The organism is Verrucosispora sp. CNZ293 (assembly GCF_002754655.1).
In genome coordinates, this window is the sequence record NZ_PEFR01000001.1 from 5,390,558 (window position 1) to 5,408,671 (window position 18,114).

Below are 18,114 nucleotides of genomic sequence, written 5' to 3' on the forward strand. Positions count from 1 at the left end.
AACCGCGGGGTATCTCTGGCGGGGCGCCGGCCCGGGAGGGTCGGCGCCCCGTGGTGCGGGAGGGTCAGATTCCGGTGGCTCTGGTGCAGTTGGCGACCGGATCCAGGGCGAAGTCGAGCGTGCCGACGATGCCCGCCTCGACCCGGTGCCGCTGCACCTGCGGCACCCAGCCGTCCTTGGCCACGATCACCTCGTAGCGGCCCTTCGGCAGCCACCAGGCGTAACGGCCGTTGGCGTCGGCCGTCAGCGTGGTGCCGGTGCCGGCCGAGAGCAGGTTCACCCGTACCGTGGCCGGGATGCCGACCGTGACGCCGCCGCAGGTCGTACCCGTGACGGTGCCCCGGATCTTGCCCCAGCTGGCCGGTGGCGACACGTTCATCTCCACCGAGACCGGGGTGACCGGGTAGGGGGTGTCGGAGGCGACGGCGAGTTCGCCCGCGTACCGGCCGGGTTGGGCGACGCCCGCCGCCTCGGTGGCGGTGAGGGTGACGGTCACCGTCCGCGACTCACCAGGTGCCAGGGTGAACGCGGTCGGGGAGCTGCCCAACCAGGGCAGGTCCGCGTCGGCGGCGCATTGTTCCAGGCCACCGAGCCGTTCGCTGTCCGCGCTGCCCACGAAGGAACTGGGCGATCCGCCGACCTTGTACGCGCCGCACGCGGCGGCCCCCCGGTACCTGCTGAACCGGACGTTCGGCAGGTCCCGCCAGGCTCCGGTTACCGGGTCGAAGCCGACGGTGCGGTTGGTGACCGCCGTCGACCCGTCGGTCACCCCGCCGGCCAGCACCAGCAGCCCACCGGCCGCCGCGTACTGCGAACCCCACAGCTCCAGCGGCAGCTCCGGCAGCGGGCTCCAACTGTCCGCAGCGGGGTCGTACCGGTAGGCGTCGGTGTACTCGGTGCTGCCCGTGCCGCCGGCACAGTAGACCGAGGCACCGATCCCGCCGCAGGCCAGCCACGACACCGGGTGCGGGTAGGCGGCGCCGGTGCTGAACGTGCCGGTCGCCGCGTCGAAGACCACCAGCCCGTCGCTGTCGGTGCAGGTGGCGTCCGCGCAGCCACCCACGAGGTAGACCTTCCCACCGACCACCGCCGCACCGGCCGCCGCGACCGGGGCCGGGTTCGTCACCCCCGGCAGGGTGCTCCAGGTTCCGGCGGCCGGGTCGAAGACGTCGACGGTGGCGACTGTCGCGTCGTCAGCGCCCCAACCTCCGATCACGTAGAGTTTGCCGCCGACCGCCGCCGCGGCGGGCTTGGACCGCACCGTCGGCAGGTCGGGCAGGGCCGTCCAGGCGCCAGGCCCCGGGTCGTACGCCCAGGCCTTGCGCTCGGTGCCGGTGCCACCGCCACCACCGACCGAGTAGATCTTCCCGTCCAGCCATGCGGCGGCGTTGTCGAAGATGGCCGCCGGCAGCTTGGCGATCTCGCTCCACGCCTCGTCCTCGGCGATCGTGGCCTCGGGTGCCGCCCCGCCGTACGCGGTGCCGGTGCGGGCCTTGCTGATCCCCTTCATCTTCTGCTCCCGCAGCGGTGCGCCGTCCCGCCTGAGCAGTTCGAACTGGCCGGCGCGTTCCAGCAGGTCGACGCTTGCCGGCGCGGTACCGGTGTTGCGAACCGTCACCCGGGTGGTGCGGGTGCTGCCGTACGGCTGGTGCGACTCGATCGTCGTCGGGCCGACGGTCAGCCGACCGGCGGCGAGGGCGAAGTTCGCCCGCTTGACCTTGTCGGCGGTGACCGCCACATCCTTGGTGACCGGCGCGTAGGGCGTGCGGTCGGCGGTGAACGGGTGGGTGCCGGTGAGGTCCGAGAAAAGCCAGTAGAAGCCGTCCGGCTCGGCCGGGTCCTCGGGCGTGGCCGCCGAGACCGCCATGTTCTCCGGACGGTCGTCGCTGACCACGGTCACGCCGTTGAGCGGGTCGCCGGTGTTGCGGTCGGTGGTGGTGCCGACCACCAGCCCGCCGGGCACCGGCGAGCATTCCCGGTTGACCACCTCTACGTCGTCCACCTGCCACCACCAGGCGAAGGTGCCCTTGAACCGGAATCGAACGAGCGCGGACGCGGCGTTCGCGGCCGGGTCGAGCGGCACCTCCTCGATCCGGGGACCACGTCGGCTGGCGGTCTGGTGCCAGACGTTCGTCCAGGTCGCCCCGGCGTCGGTGGAGACGTCGATGTCGGCGGTGTCGCTGATGCCGACGGCCCGCCAGTCGCTGCGGAACCGCAGCACCGGTGCTGCCGTCGTGGACATGTCGATCGGCGGGGCGATCAGGTCGGTGTCCTGCGTGTTGCCGGAGCCGAGGGCGTCGCTGTCGATGATGGCGAAGCCACCGCTGCCGCCGGTGAGGTTGCCCCGGGAGCGGGGATCGTTGAAGACCCAGCCGCCGGAGGCGGTCCGGTTCGTCACCGTCCAGCCGGCAGGTGCGCTCGTCCCGTCGAAGCTCTGCGTGAGCAGCGGCGTGCCGAACTGCGCCGTGTACCCGGCCGCGGTGCAGGCGGCGTCGACGGGTACCGCCACGTTCACGGTTGTGTCGTCACCGCCCACGGCCACCTCGCGGGTGACGGTGCGGTAACCCGGGTACCGGGCGGTCACGGTCAGCCGGTATGTGGTGTTGCCGGGCAGGGTGAAGGAGTAGCGGCCGGTCACCGGATCGGTGAAGACCGGATCACCGGGCCGGCCGGCGACCTCGATCCTGGCGTACAACGGCCAGCCGTGGCCGGAACCGTCGGTGACCTTTCCGCTCACCGTGACCGTCGGGGTGGCGAGCAGGCTGAAGTCCCGGCTGACGGTGCCGCCGTCGGGCACCGTGACGGTCGCCGACTGCTCGGCGTAGCCGAAGGCGCTGACCGAGAGGGTGGTCTCGCCGGCCGGCACGCTGAGCGTGTACCGCCCGTCGGCGCCGGTGGTGCTGCTGCGGGTGCCGTCGGTCACCGTCGCGCCGGACACCGGATCGTCGTCAGCGGAGTCGGTGACCACACCGGTGACCCGACCGACCGGTCCACGGGGTGCGTCCCGCACCGCCGCGTACGCGTCGAGCCGCCCCTCACCGAAGACGTTGTTGTCGGCCGACGTGCCTCCGCAGGTGGTGGCGTCGACGTCGCGGGCCGTGCGGTCCAGCAGTTCCTCGGTGGCGGCGAGGTCTCCGCGCAGACCGGGAGCCGCCGCCCAGAGCAGTGCCACGGTGCCGGCCACGTGCGGCGCGGCCATCGAGGTGCCGCTGAACGAGGCGTACCCACCGTTACGGACACTGGACCGGACGCTGCTGCCCGGCGCGGCGATGTTGGGCTTCAGCGGTTCGGTACCGGAGCCGCGCCCGGAGAATCCGGCGATCGTGTTGTTCACGTCGTACGCGCCGACCGCGTAGGCGTTCGGGTAGTCACCGGGTGAACCGGCGCTGCCACAGGCCGGACCGTCGTTGCCGGAGGAGAAGACCGGGAACATGCCGGCGGCCCGCCAGGCGTCGAGCGTCTGCTGGTACCAGGGGTCACCCCCGTCCCCGCCCCAGGAGTTGTTCACGATGTCCGGGCGGAGGTCGGGTCGAGGGTTCTGGCCGGCGGCGTCGGTGGGGGCGAGCACCCACTGACCGGCGGCGAGCAGCGAGGCGTCCGTGCAGTTGTCCGACTCGCAGCCCTTGGCGGCGATCCATTTCGCGCCGGGGGCGACGCCGATCTGGTTGCCCGCACCGTCGTCACCGACCATGGTGCCCATCGTGTGGGTGCCGTGGTCGTTGTTGTCGCAGGGCGCGGTGCCGGCGCACACACCGGCCGGGTCGAACCAGTTGTACGCGTGGTCGAAGCTGCCGCCGCCGAGGTTGCCCCGGTAGGAGCCGACGAGGGCGGCATGGTCGTAGCGCACGCCACTGTCGATGTTGGCGACCACGACACCCTCGCCACGAGCACCGAACTCGTCCCAGACCCGGGGCGCGCCGATGTTCGTCAGTCCCCATTCGACGGCGGCGGTCCGGGCCCGCGTGACCTCGGTCGCGGTGGGCTGGATCAGCGGATAGCTGCGGCTCGGCGTGATCCGGGCCACCTCCGGCCGGCGGGCGATCTCGTCGAGCAGCGCCTTGTCACCCTCCACCCGCAGCGCGTTGGCGATCCAGTACGCGGTGTGCGGCACCTTGCGCTCGTCGAGCAGCGCACGCAGATCGCGTTGGGTGCGGTCGGCCGTGTCGGTGAGCAGCCGGTGCACCTCGCCGGCCCGGGCGTCGGGGTCGCGGAGCCGACCGGCCTGCGCCAGCGGCGCGGTCTCGGTCAGATAGACCAGGAACGGTGCGGTCGACGTGGTGCCGAGCTGGTCGAGCAGCGCCGGGTCGACGGTGGCTCGGTGCGCCACCGGCGGTTGGGTCGGCGCGGCGATGGCGGGCTGGCCGGTGACGCACAGCACGGCTGCGGTCAGCACCGCCACCGCCCGCCATCGTGGCGACCGGGTGGATGGTCGTGTGAACAAGGTTCCTCCCCACGTCGTCGGTCCCGATCCGTTCGGGCCCGCACACCCGCGCGCCGCGACGCGGCGGCGCGGAGCGGCCGGGGCGATGTGGGTGGCCGGTGGTGGTGCCTCCGCCCGCTGAGAGTCATGCTCTTGCGCCGACCGTCAGTGATCAATGGACGGCGTCGGTCAGTACTCGGTCAGTGACGAGGCGCGATTCTGACCGTTAGGCTGAATCGGGCGTCATCGGTGACCGTCTTTGGCGATCGAGGGAAGTCGCAGGTCAGAGGGTTGCGCTCGGGGGAGGCGTCGTGTCCGGTCCAGAGTTTCCGATAGTGGTCTGCGTCAGCTCCGACGCCACCGTCCGGCAGCGGGTGGTGCAGCGGCTGGACGGTGTCGGGCCGGTGGTGATCTGCGCCGACCTCGCCCAGCTGCGGGCCATGTTCCCCGCCCCGTCGCCGGAGCCGGCCGGGCCGAGCGACGATCACGACGAGCGCCGCACGGCCCGGCCGGCCAACTGGGGGGACCTGGTGGTCGACCGGGCCGGGCACCTGGTCACCTGGCGCGGCACGCCGCTGGGGCTGACCCGTACCGAGCGGGAGTTGTTGGCCCGGCTGGTCAGTCCACCTGTCACGGTGTGGAGTTACGAGCGGCTGTTCGCCTCCGTCTGGGGCGGTGCCTATCTCGGCGACACGGCGATCCTGCACTCGGCGGTGAAGCGGTTGCGTCGCAAGCTGCGGACGCTTGTCGACGGGCCGCAGGTGCAGACCGTACGCGGCGTCGGCTACCGGCTGAGCACGCCGCCGGAGGCGGCCGACGGGCGTCCCGACGGAAGGTCGCGCCCGGCGTGACACGATGACCTGGTGAGCAGCGCCGTCCACACCGGGTACCCCCCACCGACCGGCCCTCGACCACCGGCCGCCGGCCCCAGGTGGCCGCGGTGGCTGATCGCGGCGACTGTGGTCTGGGCGGTGCTGTTGGCCGGCCTCACCTGGGTCTCGTCGGCCCAGGACCCGCCGACCGTCCGGGAACAACGCACCCTCACCCAGGCCGGATCGGTGGTCGACGGTGCCGTCGGTGAACTGGTTGCGGCGGCTGACGGCGGCGTGCCGGCGCTGACCCCACCCGAGGTCGACCGGGGTTGCCGGATCAGCCCCCTCGCCGACGGTGCGACGCTGACCCGCGCCGTCGATCTGGCCGCGCCGGTGGGCGAGGAACAGGCCCTGCTGGAGCGGATCGCCGACCGGCTGCCGGCGCGGTGGCGGGCCGGTGTCCGGCTCACTCCCGACGGTCCCCGCCTGCGCGGCGACGCGGGCGAGTTCGTCACGGTGACCGGGCGGCCGGCGACCGAGGGTCGGATCCGGTTCACTGTCGACACCGGGTGTCGACCGGTGGGCGACGACTACGACCCGGCCGGGAGCGCCCCGGCGGGCCCCGAGGTCGGCGCGCTGGGCGAGGCGGTGCGCGCGCTCGGTGGCGGGGCCGACGACCCGGAGTCGGTGGTGAGCGCTCCCTGCCCCGGTGGCGGGGTGGCCCGTACCGTCCGGTCCGTCGTCGACCAGGTGGCCACGGGCCCGCAGGCCGCGCTCGCGCCGTTGGCCGGCGGCACGCCGGTGGTGGAAACCCCCGAGGTGTACGCCTACCGGCGCGACGGCGTCGCGGTGCTCGCCGATTTCCAGCCGGAGCAGGTCGTGGTCTCCGCGACCACTGGTTGCCCCGGCTGAGCCGCGCTACGGGCTGGCTGCTCAGTCCGGCCGGCTCGGACCCTCGTCGCGGCTGCGACCCAGCGCGTCCACCCGACCCCACCGACCGGGGATGTCCAGCAGTTCCACCCGGCCCATCCCGGGCGGCACGTACGGGTCGATGATCAGGTGTTCGCCCTGCGGTTCGAGTCCGAGCATGACCCGGAGCAGCAGCAGCGGGGTGCCCGCCGACCAGGCCTGCGGGCTGCACGCGGTCGGGTACTCGACCGGGTAGTCGGTCAGGTCGCGTTCGTAGCCGGCGAACGCCTCCGGCAGTCGACCGGCGAAGTAGCGGGACGCCGCCAACATCGACTCGCAGATCTTTCCCGCCTCCTCCCGGAGACCGTACTTCCACAGCCCCCACGCGATTATCGAGTTGTCGAACGGCCAGACGGTGCCGACGTGGTAGCCGATCGGGTTGTAGCGGCCCTGGTCGTCGGCGAGGGTACGGACGCCCCAGCCGGAGAAGAGCCGGGGACCGACCAGGTGTTCGGCGACCCGCCGGGCCCGGGATTCCTCGACGATGCCGCTCCAGAGCAGGTGCCCGATGTTGCTGGTGAGGGCGTCGACCGGGCTGCCGTCGGAGTCCAGGGCCAGCGCGTAGTACTCCTTGTCGGGCAGCCAGAAGTCCCTGTTGAAGCGTTCCTTCAGCGCGGCGGCCTCGCGTTCCAGCCGGTCGGCGTAGATCGGGTCGTTCCAGTGCAGCCGGGCCATCCGCGCGCCGCGCAGCTTGGCGTCGTAGGCGTAGCCCTGCAACTCGCAGGTGGCCCGGGGGAAGCTCGGCAGCCGACCGTCGGCGTAGCAGATCGCGTCCCAGGAGTCCTTCCAGCACTGGTTCTCCAGGCCGACCTGTGGGCTGCGGGTCTGGTACCAGACGTATCCGGTGCCGAGCAGGTCGCCGTAGGTGTCGATCCAGGTCAGCGCGGCCCGCACCGAGGCCTCCAACCGTTTGACCAACGCGACGTCCCCGGTCCACCGCTCGTACTCGTCCAGCAGGATCACGAACAGGGCTGTCGAGTCGGCCGCGCCGTAGTACGGCGTGTGGGGCTGCTCCTCGAAGCCGGCGGTCTCGCCGTAGCGCAACTCGTGCAGGATCTTGCCCGGCTCCTCGTCGCGGAAGTCGTCCACCCGGTGGCCCTGGAGCCCCGCCAGCATGGTCAACGTCGGTGGGATCAGCTCCGGCACGAAGGGCAGCACCTGAAGCGAGGTGAAGATGCTGTCCCGGCCGAACAGGGTCATGAACCAGGGCAGGCCGGCGGCCATCAGGCGGACGCCGAGCGCTATCGACTCGTACCGCAGCGCGGCCAGGTCGGTCAGACTGCGCCGGTACGCCCCGGCCAGCGGCTCGCAGTCGCAGCCCAGCTTCGGCGCCCGGGCGATGAACTCGGCGTGTTCGGCCTCGATGGCGGCCGTCGTCCGGCTGCCCGCGAAGGGGAGCAGGGAGCGGACGTCCTGACCGCGGGCACCGTAGATCACCGTGTTGACCGTCAGCCGGGTGGTCCACTCGCCGTGCGGCCCGATCCGGATCGGAAAGGTCATGCCCCGGCGGTCGACCTGGGCCGCGGCAGTGCTGTGGATCGTCGTCTCGCGATGGAACGCGTCCCGGCGGTAGGTCAGCCGCAACGAGTCCTCGCCGGGGAAGGCGGTGTTGTGCCCCTTCTTGCTCCGGGTGTCCTTGATCTCGAAGATGTCCGCGAAGTCGGCGGCCATCTCCATCCGGACGGTGAAGCTCATCTCCTGCCCGGAGTGGTTGAGCACTGTCAACTCTTCGGACAGGTCGCCGCTTATCGCCCGACTCCTGATCACCGAGACCTTCGCGTCCAGGAAATGGGTCGGTTCGCCCGGCACCAGGAAGTAGCGGGTCTTGTGGGATTCGGAATCGTCGATGGAGAGGGCGTGCAGGCGTTCGCCGTCGATCAGCAGCAGCCAGGTGGAGAGGAAACGGGTGTCGAAGGAGAACAGGCCGGTGGGGAAGTCCAGCGACGGCTCCACGTCCCCGCGACGGTCGCTGACCAGGAAGGTGTTGCCGTCGAGGATGCTCACCAGTTCCTTCACCGGGTCCACCTGGCATGCTCGCGGGCCACCTCGCGCGGATCCCGGGTGCCGGGCGCGGACGGGAGGAACCGGCGGAAGGCGAGGAACAGCACCACGTCGCCACGGAAGGTGCTCTCGTTGCGGAACGTCGTGGCGATGGCCTGCGCCCGTCCGGTGACCAACCGGTCGAAGAGCTCCACCGAGCAGTACCAGGTGGCGTCTCCCGGGTCCGCGCCCTGCCCGACCTCGGCGACTCCCGGCCGCATCCGGACCAGCCAGTGCTCGGTGCGATGCCCTTCGGTCAGGTCGATCCGCAGCGTTCCCGTGGCCGGACCGCGCAGGACCTCCGGGGCGCGGGCCGGCAGGGTCGCGAAGAACTGCTGGGTCGCCTCGGTCACATCCGAATCGTAGGCATTCGCCCGCCTTGCCGGGCGGGTTCCGACGCCTTGCCGGGCGCTGGCCGCCGAGCCTTCCCGGACGCTGTCCGGCGAGTCAGTAGATGAGCGCCTGCGCGCCCTCGGCCATCGTCTCCTCGACGAAGACGGCGGCCCCGGCGATCCGTACCCCGGGGATCACGTCGCCGGAGTCGATGTCCCGGCGGGCGGCGCACTGGGTGCAGGCCGTCACCGTGCCGGTGGCGAGGATCACGTGCAGCAGCTCGGCCAGCGGGGCGGAGTGCGGCAGCTCGAAGTTCTGCGCCCGACCGGGCAGTGCGAACCAGGTCGACTCCCCGGTCAGCCAGAGGGAGACGGGCACCCCGGCGGCGGCTGCGGTGGCTGCCACGGTGAATGCCTGGGCGCACCGTTCCGGTGCGTCGGCGCCGGCGGTGGCCTTGACGACGAGAGTGCGGGCCATGTGCGCCAGCATAGGATGACCCGGATGGTCACCGAGATCGGGTTCGTCAGCCTGCTGGTCGCCGGCCTGGGCGCGCTCGCCGGTGGCCTGGTCTACCTGGCGGTACGCATATCGAGAGGCAAGTGGTGATCCGGTGAGTGCGAGGAGTGAGCCGGTTTTGCGAGCCCCGCAGTCGCGAACGAAGGTGATCCGGTGAGTGCGAGCAGTGACGACAATCCGTTGGCGCCGCCGCCCTGGCTGAACGCGCCGCCGGTCGAGGCGTACCCCTTCGAGGAGAGCCACGACCTGCGGGTCGGCCCGAAGCTGCACCCCGCGCTCGACGGCCTGCTGCCGTACATCGGCGTGTGGCGAGGGCGCGGACGAGGTGGCTTTCCCACAATCGAGGACTTCGACTTCGCCCAGGAGATCCGGATCAGCCACGACGGGCGGCCGTTCCTGCACTACGAGTCGCGGGCGTGGATCCTCGACGAGCAGAGCCGTCCGGTGCGGCCGGCCGGCCGGGAGGTCGGCTGGTGGCGTCCGGTGCTGAACGGCGACCGGGCCACCGACGAGCTGGAGGCCCTGCTGACCACCCCGACCGGGGTGATGGAGCTGCACCTCGGCCGGCGCAAGGGCACCCAGGTGGAGTTCGTCACCGACGCGGTGGTGCGCACCGCCACCGCGAAGGAGGTCACCGCCGGGCACCGCCTCTTCGGCATCGTCGAGGGTGCCCTGCTCTACGCGCAGGACATGGCCGCCGTCGGCCAGCCGTTGTCCCCGCACCTGTCCGCCCGCCTCATCCGGGTCGCCGGCTGATCCGCCTCGAACCGGGCCCGTTCGTGCGCCCTGCCGGGGCCTCGGCCGGGCCCGGTGAACGTGCTGGTCACCGCACCAGCTCCGGCGAGCCCCAGGAAACGCGGCCTACGGCAGCGGAAAGCCGAGCAACTCCTGCAACGCCCGGGTAAGCGGGCTGCGAGACAGCGGCTCACCGTCGAGGGTGTGCACCGCGACCAGGCCGCGTACCGACGAGGTGAGCCAAACCCCGTCGGCCTCGCGCAGACCTGCCGGGGTCACCATGCGCTCGGCGGCGCCGCAGCCGACCTCGGCGCAGTGGGCGAGCAACCAGGCGACAGTGGTGCCGGGCAGGATGCCGGTGCGGCCGGCGGGCACCGTGCAGAGCGTCTCCCCGGCCAGCCAGACGAGGTTGGCTGTCGGTCCTTCCAGTGCGTACCCGTCGGAGGAGACCCAGAGCACGTCGTCCACGCCGGCCCGGACGGCCCAGCGTCGGGCGGCGCTGCTCGCCCCGTACGACGTCGACTTGATGCCCACCGGAAGCCAGTCCAGTTCCGGGCGGGCCTCGGCGGGCACCCCCAGGGAGAGGGTGGCCACACTCACCCCGTCGTGTCGGGCCTGCCGGGCCGCGGGGGCGACCTCCGACAGGGTGGCGTACACGGTGGGCGGGCCGCCGCCCTCCGGCCCCCGGGTGCAGATCAGCCGCAGGGCACCCTCGATCTCGGCCGGCCACCCGTCGGCGACCTCGTCCAGTAGCTCCACCAGGGCGGCATCCGCCGGCAGGGTCAGTTCCACGGCCGCCGCGCCGGTCCGCAGCCGGGTCAGGTGCTCCTCGCGCAGCCAGGCCCGTCCGTCGCGTAGGTGCATGGTCTCGAAGAGCCCGTCACCTCGCAGTACGCCGAGATCGTCGCCGCGCAGCACCGGCTCACCGGCCGGCAGCCGCCCTTGACCCAGCACACCGATCCGGGAGGTCACCACGGGGGCCGAGCATAGTGCGGTACCGGTCGCGCGGGGAGGTACCCGCAGCGCCGAACTATGATCGGTGGGTGTCCGAATCCTCCCTCGCGGAACTGCTCCGCGCCCGTGGGCTGCGGCTGACGGCGCAACGACAGCTGATCCTCCAGGCGGTGCTGGACCTTGGGCACGCCACCCCTGAGCAGGTGCACACCGCAGTACGCGAGGTGGCCGCCGGGGTCAACATCACCACCATCTACCGCACGCTGGAGCTGCTGGAGCGGCTCGGCCTGGTCACCCACACCCACCTCTCGCACGGGTCGCCGACCTACCACGCCGCCGGAGAGGACCAGCACGTACACCTGGTCTGCCGCGAGTGCGGCGCGATCGACGAGATGGATCCAGAACTGATGCGTCCGCTCTCCGACCAGTTGGCCGGGGAACGGGGCTTCCGGGTGGACATCGGCCACGTCTCCTTCTTCGGCCTCTGCGCGCGGTGCGGAAACGGGGAACAGGCATGATCGACATTGCCGGCGCGGTGGCCGTGGAGAGCATCGACGAGGCCAGTCGGGACCAGCCGGAGCCGGCGCACGCCGCAGCCGGCGTGCGGGGCGTGGCCGCGCACTACGGCGACCCGCTGCGCGAGCAGCGTCAGCTCGACACCGAGGTCGGCCTGGTTGACCGGTCCCACCGGGGCGTCATCGCGGTGCCGGGTGCGGAGCGCATCTCCTGGCTGCACACCCTCACCACCCAGCACCTGGCCGAGTTGAGCCCCGGGCAGGGCACGGAACTGCTCGTGCTGTCGCCGCACGGCCATGTCGAGCAGCACGCCATGGTGGCCGAGGACGGCGACACCACCTGGCTCGACACCGAGCCGGGGGCGACCGCCGGGCTGTTGACATATCTGGAGAAGATGCGCTTCTTCAGCCAGGTCGACCCGCGTGACGCCACCGCCGAGCACGCGCTGCTGTCGCTTGTCGGCCCGAAGACCGCCGAGGCGGTGGCCCTGCTCGACGTGCCACCGCTCGCCGAGCCGGACGTGGTGGGCCTGCCCGGCCCGAAGTTCCGGTCGGGGGAGCTGCCGCCCCGCCCGACCGCCCGCTACGACGTACAGCCGCTGCCGCAGGGTGGGTGGGCCCGGCGCGGTCCGCTCGGGGTGGACCTGCTGGTGCCCCGGCCCGCGATGGACCAGGTTGTCGCGCGGCTGCGTGACAACGGGGTGCCGCCGGTCGGTCTGTGGGCGTACGAGGCGGTGCGGGTGGCCGCCCGGCGGGCCCGGGTCGGCGTCGACACCGACCACCGGACGATCCCCGCCGAGGTGAACCTGATCGCCCCGGCCGTGCACCTCGACAAGGGCTGCTACCGGGGGCAGGAGACGGTCGCCCGGGTGCACAACATGGGCCGTCCGCCGCGCCGGTTGGTGCTGCTGCACCTCGACGGGGTGTCCACCGACCAACTGCCGGTCGCCGGTACCCCGGTGACGCTTGACGGCCGTACCGTCGGCTTCGTCGGCACGGCGGTGCTGCACCACGAGCTGGGTCAGGTCGCGCTCGCGGTGGTCAAGCGTTCGGTGCCCGACGACGCCGCCCTCCGCGTCGGCGACAGCGCCGCCGCCATCGACCCGTCGTAGCCACCGACACCGTCGGCGACCGGCGCGTTCTAAGATCGCCGGCATGACGACAGGGACGTTGATCACGGTTGCCCCCACCGGCGCGGAGTCGGCGAAGACCGAGGTGCCGGCGCTGCCGGTGACCCTCGACGAGCTGCTGCTCACCGCCAAGGAGTGCGAAGCGCTGGGTGCCTCCGTGATCCACGTGCACATCCGGGACGACGCGGCCCGGCCGACCCTGGACCAGGGGCGGCTCCGCGCGACCGTGGCGGCGCTCCGCGAGGGCACCGGCCTGATCGTGCAGCTGTCCACCGGGGGTGCGGTCACCGACCCGGAGGCCGACCGCCTCGCTGTGCTGGACGCGGGACCGGACATGGCCTCCTGCACCATGGGGACCGTCAACTTCGGCGACGAGGTCTTCCTCAACCGCTGGGAGTTCATCGTCGACCTGCACACCCGGATGCAGGAACGGGGCATCGTGCCGGAGTACGAGATCTTCGATCTCGGCCACCTCAGCGCACTCCAGCGACTGTTGGGGAAGTACGGCCTGCCGCACGGCGGCCACGTCCACGTCGACTTCGTGATGGGCGTGCCGGGTGGCATGCCGGGCACCACAGCGACGCTCGTCGCGGCTCAGCAGATGCTCCGGGATCTGCCCGAGGGCACCACCTTCTCGGCGACCGGCATCGGCCGCACCAGCCTTCCGGTGCTGCTCGCCGCGCTCTCGGCCGGCGGACACCTGCGGGTCGGGATGGAGGACACGGTCACCTACGCCAAGGGCCGTCCGGTGGAGTCGAACATGCAGCTGGTCGCGCGTGCGGTCGGCTTTGCCCAGCTCGCGCAGCGTCCGCCGCTGACCACCGCCGAGGCCCGTGAACTGCTCGGCCTGTAAGGCACCAGTCGCCCGGCGTTCTTTACCCCCGGAGGTGGACTCCCTGCTCACCCCCGCGTGAGCGCGGGCCGATGCCTCGGTACCGTCCACGTCGTGGGAAAGACGTACGAGGGCGGCGTACCGCTCGCCGAGGTGGTCCGGTCCGGCTTCGTGGAGGGTGTGCACCGTGGGTCGGTGGTGGTGCTCGACAGCACCGGCGCGCCCCTGGCCAGCGCGGGGGACGTCACCTCGCCGATCTTCCCCCGTTCGTCGAACAAGCCGATGCAGGCGGTCGGGATGCTCCGTGCCGGCCTGTCGCTCACCGAGCCCGCCGAGCTGGCCATCGTCGCGGCCAGTCACGCCGGGGAGGAATTCCACCTGGCCCGGGTCGCCGGGCTGCTCGCGGATGCCGGGTTCGACGAGGACGCCCTGCACTGCCCACCGGACCTGCCGGCGGGCGACGAGGCGCGGATGGCGGTGCTGCGGGCCGGGGGCGGGCCGACCCGGCTCCAGATGAACTGTTCCGGCAAGCACGCCGGAATGCTGCTGACCTGCCGCTCCGCCGGTTGGCCCGTGGACGGCTACTGGCGCGCCGACCACCCGCTCCAGCGGTCGCTGCGCGACACCGTGGAGGAGTTCACCGGCGAGGAGGCGGTGGCGGTCGGCGTGGACGGCTGTGGTGCCCCGGTGCTGTCCGCGTCGTTGACCGGACTGGCCACGGCGTACCTGCGGTTGGTCGCCGCCGACGCCGACACCGGGGCGGGGAAGGTGGCCGACGCGATGCGGGCCCACCCCGAGGTGGTCGGCGGTACGCAGGCGGACGACACCCGACTGATGCGGGGCGTACCCGGGCTGTTGGCGAAGATCGGCGCGGAGGGTGTCATCGCCACGGCTCTGCCCGGCGTCGGTGCCGTGGCGCTCAAAATCGACGACGGTGCTGGCCGCGCCCGGATGCCGGTCCTGGTCTCGGCCCTGCGCCGGCTCGGCGTCGACGCCCCGGTCCTGACCGAGTTCGCCGAGCTGCCGATCTTCGGCGCCACCCTCCCCGTAGGCGCCACCCGCCCCCTCTGGTAACCCCACCCCCCACCCACCCCACCCCCGCGATCTTGCACTTTTCGTCCCCGCGAACCTGGTCGGACCGGGCATTTCGGCGACCGGAAGTGCAAGATCGACGGGATGGGGGTGGGTGTCAGGGGAGGAAGGTGAGGAGGGCGGAGGTGGTCTGGGTGGGGTGTTCCAGGGGGAACAGGTGGGCGGCGTTCGGTATGTCGGGTAGGCGTGCCGCGTGTGGTGCCTCGGCCGCGATGCGATCGGCCAGGTGGCGGATGTCGGGTACGTCGGCCGCGCCGGCCGCGACCAGTACGGGCATGGTCAGCTCGGCGAGCCGCCCGATGGCCGGCGGGTCGAGTTCGGCCACGTCCACGGCGCTGAGCGCCAGTTCGGCGGCGAGTGCGCGTTCGTCCATCTCGGTGGCGAAGGCGATCAGCTCCGGGTCCAGGTCCGCCGGCTCACGTTCCGGGCCGACCACCCAGAACCGCACCTCACCCGCGGCCGTAGCGGCGAAGTCCTCCGGGTCGACGTCGCCGACCAGGTTCTCCCACAGGTCGTTCGTCTGCTCCGACCATTCGTGACCGGAAACCGCGGTACCGAGCAGGGCGAGCGCGCTCACCCGGTGCGGGTGGGCGAGCGCGGTGTCGATCGCCACCGCCCCGCCGAAGGAGCAGCCGACAAGTGCGGCGCTGGCCAACCCGAGGGCGTCGAGCAGGCCGACCACGTCGTCGTGGTGGGCGAAGGCGCTCGGCGGCAGCTCGGACTCCCCGTAGCCGCGCAGGTCGAGGGCGATCACCCGGTGCCGGGTCGCGAGCGGCGCGATCTGGTCGCGCCACATGCGGCGGTCGGCGATACCCGCGTGCAGCAGTACGACAGGCGAACCGGTGCCGGCCTCGTCGTACGCCAGCAGGGCTCCATTAACCTGGATCTTGGTCACCGCAGGACGGTACGACCGGGCGCGAGAGGTTCGCAAGCTGGTAATGAGACGTCGCTAACTCTGGCTAGCACTTTGCTTGCAGCTGCTAGCAGCGCGGGCTAGCGTTGAGTCATGGCCACTCCCAAGGACCTTCCCGACGTCGGCGGGTTCATTCGTGACCTGCGGCGGAACGCGAAGATTTCGCTCCGGCAACTGGCCGACCAGGCGGGGGTCAGTAACCCCTATCTCAGCCAGATCGAGCGCGGCCTGCGCCGCCCGAGCGCCGAGGTGCTCCAGCAGCTCGCCAGCGCGTTGCGGGTCTCCACTCCGGCGATGTACCTGCGGGCCGGGCTGCTCGACGACAAGGAGGGCCAGGGTGTGCTGGCCGCCATCGCGGTCGACGCGGACCTGACGATGGCCCAGAAACAGTCCCTGACTCAGATCTACGAGACATTCCGCCGGGAGAATGCCCGGCTGGCCGAAGCGACCGCCACGATGAGCGGTGCGACCGGCGAGACCGACACCCCGGCCGCGAGCGGCGAAACCGGCGGATTCGCCGCGAGCGATGCGGCCGGCAGTTCCGACGCGAATGACGTCACCGCCCCCGACGTGGCCAATCTGGCCGCGACCGGACCCACCACCGCGGCGGGCACCCCGACCGAAGCGGTGCTCGAGTCGGTCGCGGTGACCGAGGCGGGTACCGCTCCCGCGCCGAACAGCACCCCAGCCAGGAAGGCCGCCCGCAAGGTGGTCCGCAAGACCGCGACCGCGGCCCAGGAGGAGAAGTAGTCATGACCCAGCCGAAGACCAATCGCATCCCTGCCCCGATCTACGCCGCGGCCGGCGCCGGTGAGCTGGCCCTGCAGCAGCTGCGCAAACTGCCCACCGTGGTCGGTGAGCTGCGTGACCGTGTCGTCGCCGACGGCGGACGGGTCGTCAACGAGCTCGGCGGCAAGGCCGTCGTCACCGGCTTCGAGCTGCGCCAGAAGGCGAACGACACGCTGCGTAACGCCAACCGGACGGCCGAGTCGCTGCGGCAGAAGGCAGCCCCACCGGCAGACCTGGCCAAGCTCCGCGAGCACGCCGACCTGGCCAAGCTCCGCGAGGCCGCTGACCTGAACAAGCTCCGCGAGACGGCCGACCTGGCCAAGCTGCGGGAAGCGGCCGACCTGGACCGGCTGCGCGAGATGGCCACCCGCAACGCGGCAGTCGTCGTTGCCGGTGCCCAGGCCGCCCAGATGCGGGCGTTGGCCGCGTACGGTGCGCTGGTGGCCCGGGGTGAGCGGGTTGTCGGCACCGGCGTGCTGGAGGCCGCCGACACGGTGAACGCCGACATCGAGGCGACCGAGGCCACCATGCCGGTCGAGGCCACCACGCCGACCGTAGCCACCACGCCGGCCGTCCCCGCCGAGCCGACGGCGGCCGTGAAGAAGGCCGGCACCGTCAAGAAGGCCGCGACCGCCGAGGTGCCGAGCCCGGCCGAGGTGGCCGAGATCGTGGAGGCCAAGCCGGCTGCCGCGAAGCGGGCCACCCGGGCGAAGTCGACCACCCGGCAGACCGCCACCAAGCGGACCGACGGCCCGTCGGCGAAGCTGCCCCGGGGCACCAAGCGGAGCCAGTGAGTCACCAGCCGGCGATCCCGGACAGTCCTGTCGCCACGGACCCGGGGTCGCCGGCATAAGCTTGCCGTCATGGCCAACGCCGCGCCGATCTTCGTCTTCGACGTCCGCTTCGTGATCGAGCTGATCCTGTTCGTCTTCGCACTGATCGTGCAGGGGGTGGCTCTCGTGCACGCCGTGACGCAGCGCTCCGATGCCTTCCCGGCCATCGGCACCCTGCCGAAGGGCGGCTGGATCGCGATCCTGGCGGTCACCCTCCTGCTCACTCTCCTCACCCGCTCCACCCTCAGCATCTTCGGGCTGATCGGCGTGGCCGCGGCGCTTATCTACCTGCTCGACGTCCGGGTCGGACTACGCGACCTGGGCGACAACAGAGGGTCCTGGTGAGATCCTTCCGCTGGCCACCACCACCGGACGGGGGACCACGCACTTGGGGTCCCGGTCCGGGTGCTCCGCGTACCGGCCGGCCGCCGTTGCCCGATCCGGAAACCGAACTGGTCGCCACCCCACACGGCGTACGGCTGGAGCGGTTGGTGACAGGTGTCGGTGACCCGGTCACCGTCTTCGCGCACGGGCTGGCCAACGGCATCGCCACCACCCGACCCTTCGGCAGCGGTGTCACCGGTCGTCGGGTCTTCTTCCAGTTCCGTGGCCACGGCCGTTCCGACGCGCCCGAGGGCCCGTGGAGCTATCTCGATCTGGCCCGTGACCTGCGGGCGGTCGCCGATCTCAGCGGCGCGACGCGCGCCTTCGGAGCCAGCCTGGGCGCGGGTGCGCTCTGTCGCCTGCTCGCCGAGAGCCCGGAACGGTTCGAGCGGCTCGTCTTCTTCCTTCCTGCCGCGCTCGACCGGCCACGCGGAAACGTCGCCCGGGCGCGGCTGACCGAACTGCTGTCGGCGGTGGAGAGCGGGGACGCCTCAGCGGCGGCGGAGGTCGTCTCCACCGAGCTGCCACCGGCCGTACGCAACACCCCGGCCGGCTGGGCCTACCTGCGGCAGCGGCTCGACCATCTGCTGCGTGACGGACTCGCCGCCGGGCTGGTCGACCTGCCGGAGCAGGCTCCACTGCCCGACGCCAGCGTGCTCGCCCGGGTGACCGCGCCGGCGCTGGTGATCGCGGCCGAGGGCGACGACCTGCACCCGGTGGAGGTGGCCGAGCAGCTCGCCGCCGTGCTGCCCCGGGCGACCCTGCACCGGTACGACCGTCCCGGTGTGCTCTGGACGGAACGCGCCGACCTGCGCGGGCGGATCTCGGACTTCCTCAACGGGTAGCC

At 72.1% G+C, this 18,114-nt stretch carries 18 protein-coding genes; 12 read left to right on the forward strand and 6 right to left on the reverse strand.

Annotated elements, in window-relative coordinates:
* Positions 1 to 64 precede the first annotated feature (64 nt).
* Positions 65 to 4,441: a S8 family serine peptidase gene (locus CLT74_RS24580; RefSeq protein WP_099849278.1), complete on the reverse strand. Its 4,377-nt coding sequence runs from the start codon at positions 4,439 to 4,441 to the stop codon at positions 65 to 67.
* A gap of 290 nt (positions 4,442 to 4,731) precedes the next feature.
* Here CLT74_RS24580 and CLT74_RS24585 point away from each other — a divergent pair, with 290 nt between their 5' ends.
* Both CLT74_RS24585 and CLT74_RS24590 read left to right on the forward strand, forming a co-directional pair.
* Positions 4,732 to 5,271 carry a winged helix-turn-helix domain-containing protein gene (locus CLT74_RS24585; protein ID WP_099849280.1) on the forward strand — a complete coding sequence of 180 codons (540 nt, stop codon included), beginning with the start codon at positions 4,732 to 4,734 and terminating at the stop codon, positions 5,269 to 5,271.
* Between the two features lie 12 nt (positions 5,272 to 5,283).
* Positions 5,284 to 6,144, forward strand: coding sequence for a hypothetical protein (locus tag CLT74_RS24590; protein ID WP_099849282.1), 861 nt, complete (start codon positions 5,284 to 5,286; stop codon positions 6,142 to 6,144).
* A gap of 21 nt (positions 6,145 to 6,165) precedes the next feature.
* Here the strand turns inward: CLT74_RS24590 and CLT74_RS24595 are convergent, their stop codons facing one another.
* The 3 genes from CLT74_RS24595 to CLT74_RS24605 form a co-directional block, all read right to left on the reverse strand.
* Positions 6,166 to 8,217, reverse strand: coding sequence for a glycogen debranching N-terminal domain-containing protein (locus CLT74_RS24595; RefSeq protein WP_099852828.1), 2,052 nt, complete (start codon positions 8,215 to 8,217; stop codon positions 6,166 to 6,168).
* On the reverse strand, positions 8,214 to 8,594 hold the full coding sequence (locus tag CLT74_RS24600; protein ID WP_099849284.1) for an SCP2 sterol-binding domain-containing protein: 381 nt from the start codon (positions 8,592 to 8,594) through the stop codon (positions 8,214 to 8,216). Before CLT74_RS24600 ends, CLT74_RS24595 begins: the two co-directional genes overlap by 4 nt.
* Before the next feature lie 94 nt (positions 8,595 to 8,688).
* Positions 8,689 to 9,063: a DsrE family protein gene (locus CLT74_RS24605; RefSeq protein ID WP_099849286.1), complete on the reverse strand. Its 375-nt coding sequence runs from the start codon at positions 9,061 to 9,063 to the stop codon at positions 8,689 to 8,691.
* A 12-nt stretch (positions 9,064 to 9,075) separates the two neighbouring features.
* Here CLT74_RS24605 and mtfM point away from each other — a divergent pair, with 12 nt between their 5' ends.
* Together mtfM and CLT74_RS24610 are read left to right on the forward strand one after the other, a co-directional pair.
* Complete coding sequence (mtfM, locus tag CLT74_RS31555) at positions 9,076 to 9,180, forward strand: small membrane protein MtfM (RefSeq protein WP_046570768.1); 105 nt, start codon at positions 9,076 to 9,078, stop codon at positions 9,178 to 9,180.
* Between the two features lie 63 nt (positions 9,181 to 9,243).
* Positions 9,244 to 9,846, forward strand: coding sequence for a heme-binding beta-barrel domain-containing protein (locus CLT74_RS24610; protein ID WP_099849288.1), 603 nt, complete (start codon positions 9,244 to 9,246; stop codon positions 9,844 to 9,846).
* A 105-nt stretch (positions 9,847 to 9,951) separates the two neighbouring features.
* Here the strand turns inward: CLT74_RS24610 and CLT74_RS24615 are convergent, their stop codons facing one another.
* Positions 9,952 to 10,800: an aminotransferase class IV gene (locus CLT74_RS24615; RefSeq protein ID WP_099849291.1), complete on the reverse strand. Its 849-nt coding sequence runs from the start codon at positions 10,798 to 10,800 to the stop codon at positions 9,952 to 9,954.
* Between the two features lie 68 nt (positions 10,801 to 10,868).
* Here CLT74_RS24615 and CLT74_RS24620 point away from each other — a divergent pair, with 68 nt between their 5' ends.
* The 4 genes from CLT74_RS24620 (at position 10,869) to CLT74_RS24635 (ending at position 14,330) form a co-directional block, all read left to right on the forward strand.
* The gene (locus tag CLT74_RS24620) at positions 10,869 to 11,297 is read left to right on the forward strand and encodes a Fur family transcriptional regulator (RefSeq protein ID WP_099852831.1); all 429 of its coding nucleotides are present in this window, start codon (positions 10,869 to 10,871) and stop codon (positions 11,295 to 11,297) included.
* Complete coding sequence (ygfZ, locus tag CLT74_RS24625; protein ID WP_099849293.1) at positions 11,294 to 12,406, forward strand: CAF17-like 4Fe-4S cluster assembly/insertion protein YgfZ; 1,113 nt, start codon at positions 11,294 to 11,296, stop codon at positions 12,404 to 12,406. Before CLT74_RS24620 ends, ygfZ begins: the two co-directional genes overlap by 4 nt.
* Positions 12,407 to 12,449: 43 nt before the next feature.
* Positions 12,450 to 13,277 carry a beta-keto acid cleavage family enzyme gene (locus CLT74_RS24630; RefSeq protein ID WP_099849295.1) on the forward strand — a complete coding sequence of 276 codons (828 nt, stop codon included), beginning with the start codon at positions 12,450 to 12,452 and terminating at the stop codon, positions 13,275 to 13,277.
* Between the two features lie 93 nt (positions 13,278 to 13,370).
* Entirely contained in the window at positions 13,371 to 14,330 is a 960-nt protein-coding gene (locus tag CLT74_RS24635; protein ID WP_099849298.1) for an asparaginase, read from the forward strand.
* Positions 14,331 to 14,445: 115 nt separating this feature from the next.
* On the opposite strand, the gene CLT74_RS24640 is transcribed toward CLT74_RS24635, so the two are convergent.
* The gene (locus CLT74_RS24640; protein ID WP_099849300.1) at positions 14,446 to 15,243 is read right to left on the reverse strand and encodes an alpha/beta fold hydrolase; all 798 of its coding nucleotides are present in this window, start codon (positions 15,241 to 15,243) and stop codon (positions 14,446 to 14,448) included.
* Between the two features lie 111 nt (positions 15,244 to 15,354).
* On the opposite strand from CLT74_RS24640, the gene CLT74_RS24645 reads away from it, so the two are divergent.
* From CLT74_RS24645 to CLT74_RS24660, 4 genes are all read left to right on the forward strand, one after another.
* Positions 15,355 to 16,011 carry a helix-turn-helix domain-containing protein gene (locus CLT74_RS24645; RefSeq protein WP_099849303.1) on the forward strand — a complete coding sequence of 219 codons (657 nt, stop codon included), beginning with the start codon at positions 15,355 to 15,357 and terminating at the stop codon, positions 16,009 to 16,011.
* A gap of 2 nt (positions 16,012 to 16,013) precedes the next feature.
* A complete protein-coding gene (locus tag CLT74_RS24650) occupies positions 16,014 to 16,844 on the forward strand; it encodes a hypothetical protein (RefSeq protein WP_099849306.1) in 831 nt (276 codons plus the stop codon).
* 69 nt (positions 16,845 to 16,913) lie between these two features.
* A complete protein-coding gene (locus tag CLT74_RS24655) occupies positions 16,914 to 17,228 on the forward strand; it encodes a DUF2516 family protein (protein WP_099849309.1) in 315 nt (104 codons plus the stop codon).
* Positions 17,225 to 18,112, forward strand: a complete 888-nt coding sequence (locus tag CLT74_RS24660; protein WP_099849312.1) for an alpha/beta fold hydrolase — start codon at positions 17,225 to 17,227, stop codon at positions 18,110 to 18,112. Before CLT74_RS24655 ends, CLT74_RS24660 begins: the two co-directional genes overlap by 4 nt.
* Positions 18,113 to 18,114 lie beyond the last annotated feature (2 nt).

Bases quoted from the DNA above. Each gene is read 5' to 3' on its own strand.
- CLT74_RS24655 (WP_099849309.1), top strand. From the start codon at position 16,914: ATGGCCAACGCCGCGCCGATCTTCGTCTTCGACGTCCGCTTCGTGATC.
- CLT74_RS24645 (WP_099849303.1), top strand. From the start codon at position 15,355: ATGGCCACTCCCAAGGACCTTCCCGACGTCGGCGGGTTCATTCGTGAC.
- CLT74_RS24630 (WP_099849295.1), top strand. From the start codon at position 12,450: ATGACGACAGGGACGTTGATCACGGTTGCCCCCACCGGCGCGGAGTCG.
- CLT74_RS24650 (WP_099849306.1), top strand. From the start codon at position 16,014: ATGACCCAGCCGAAGACCAATCGCATCCCTGCCCCGATCTACGCCGCG.
- mtfM (WP_046570768.1), top strand. From the start codon at position 9,076: ATGGTCACCGAGATCGGGTTCGTCAGCCTGCTGGTCGCCGGCCTGGGC.
- ygfZ (WP_099849293.1), top strand. From the start codon at position 11,294: ATGATCGACATTGCCGGCGCGGTGGCCGTGGAGAGCATCGACGAGGCC.
- CLT74_RS24605 (WP_099849286.1), bottom strand. From the start codon at position 9,063: ATGCTGGCGCACATGGCCCGCACTCTCGTCGTCAAGGCCACCGCCGGC.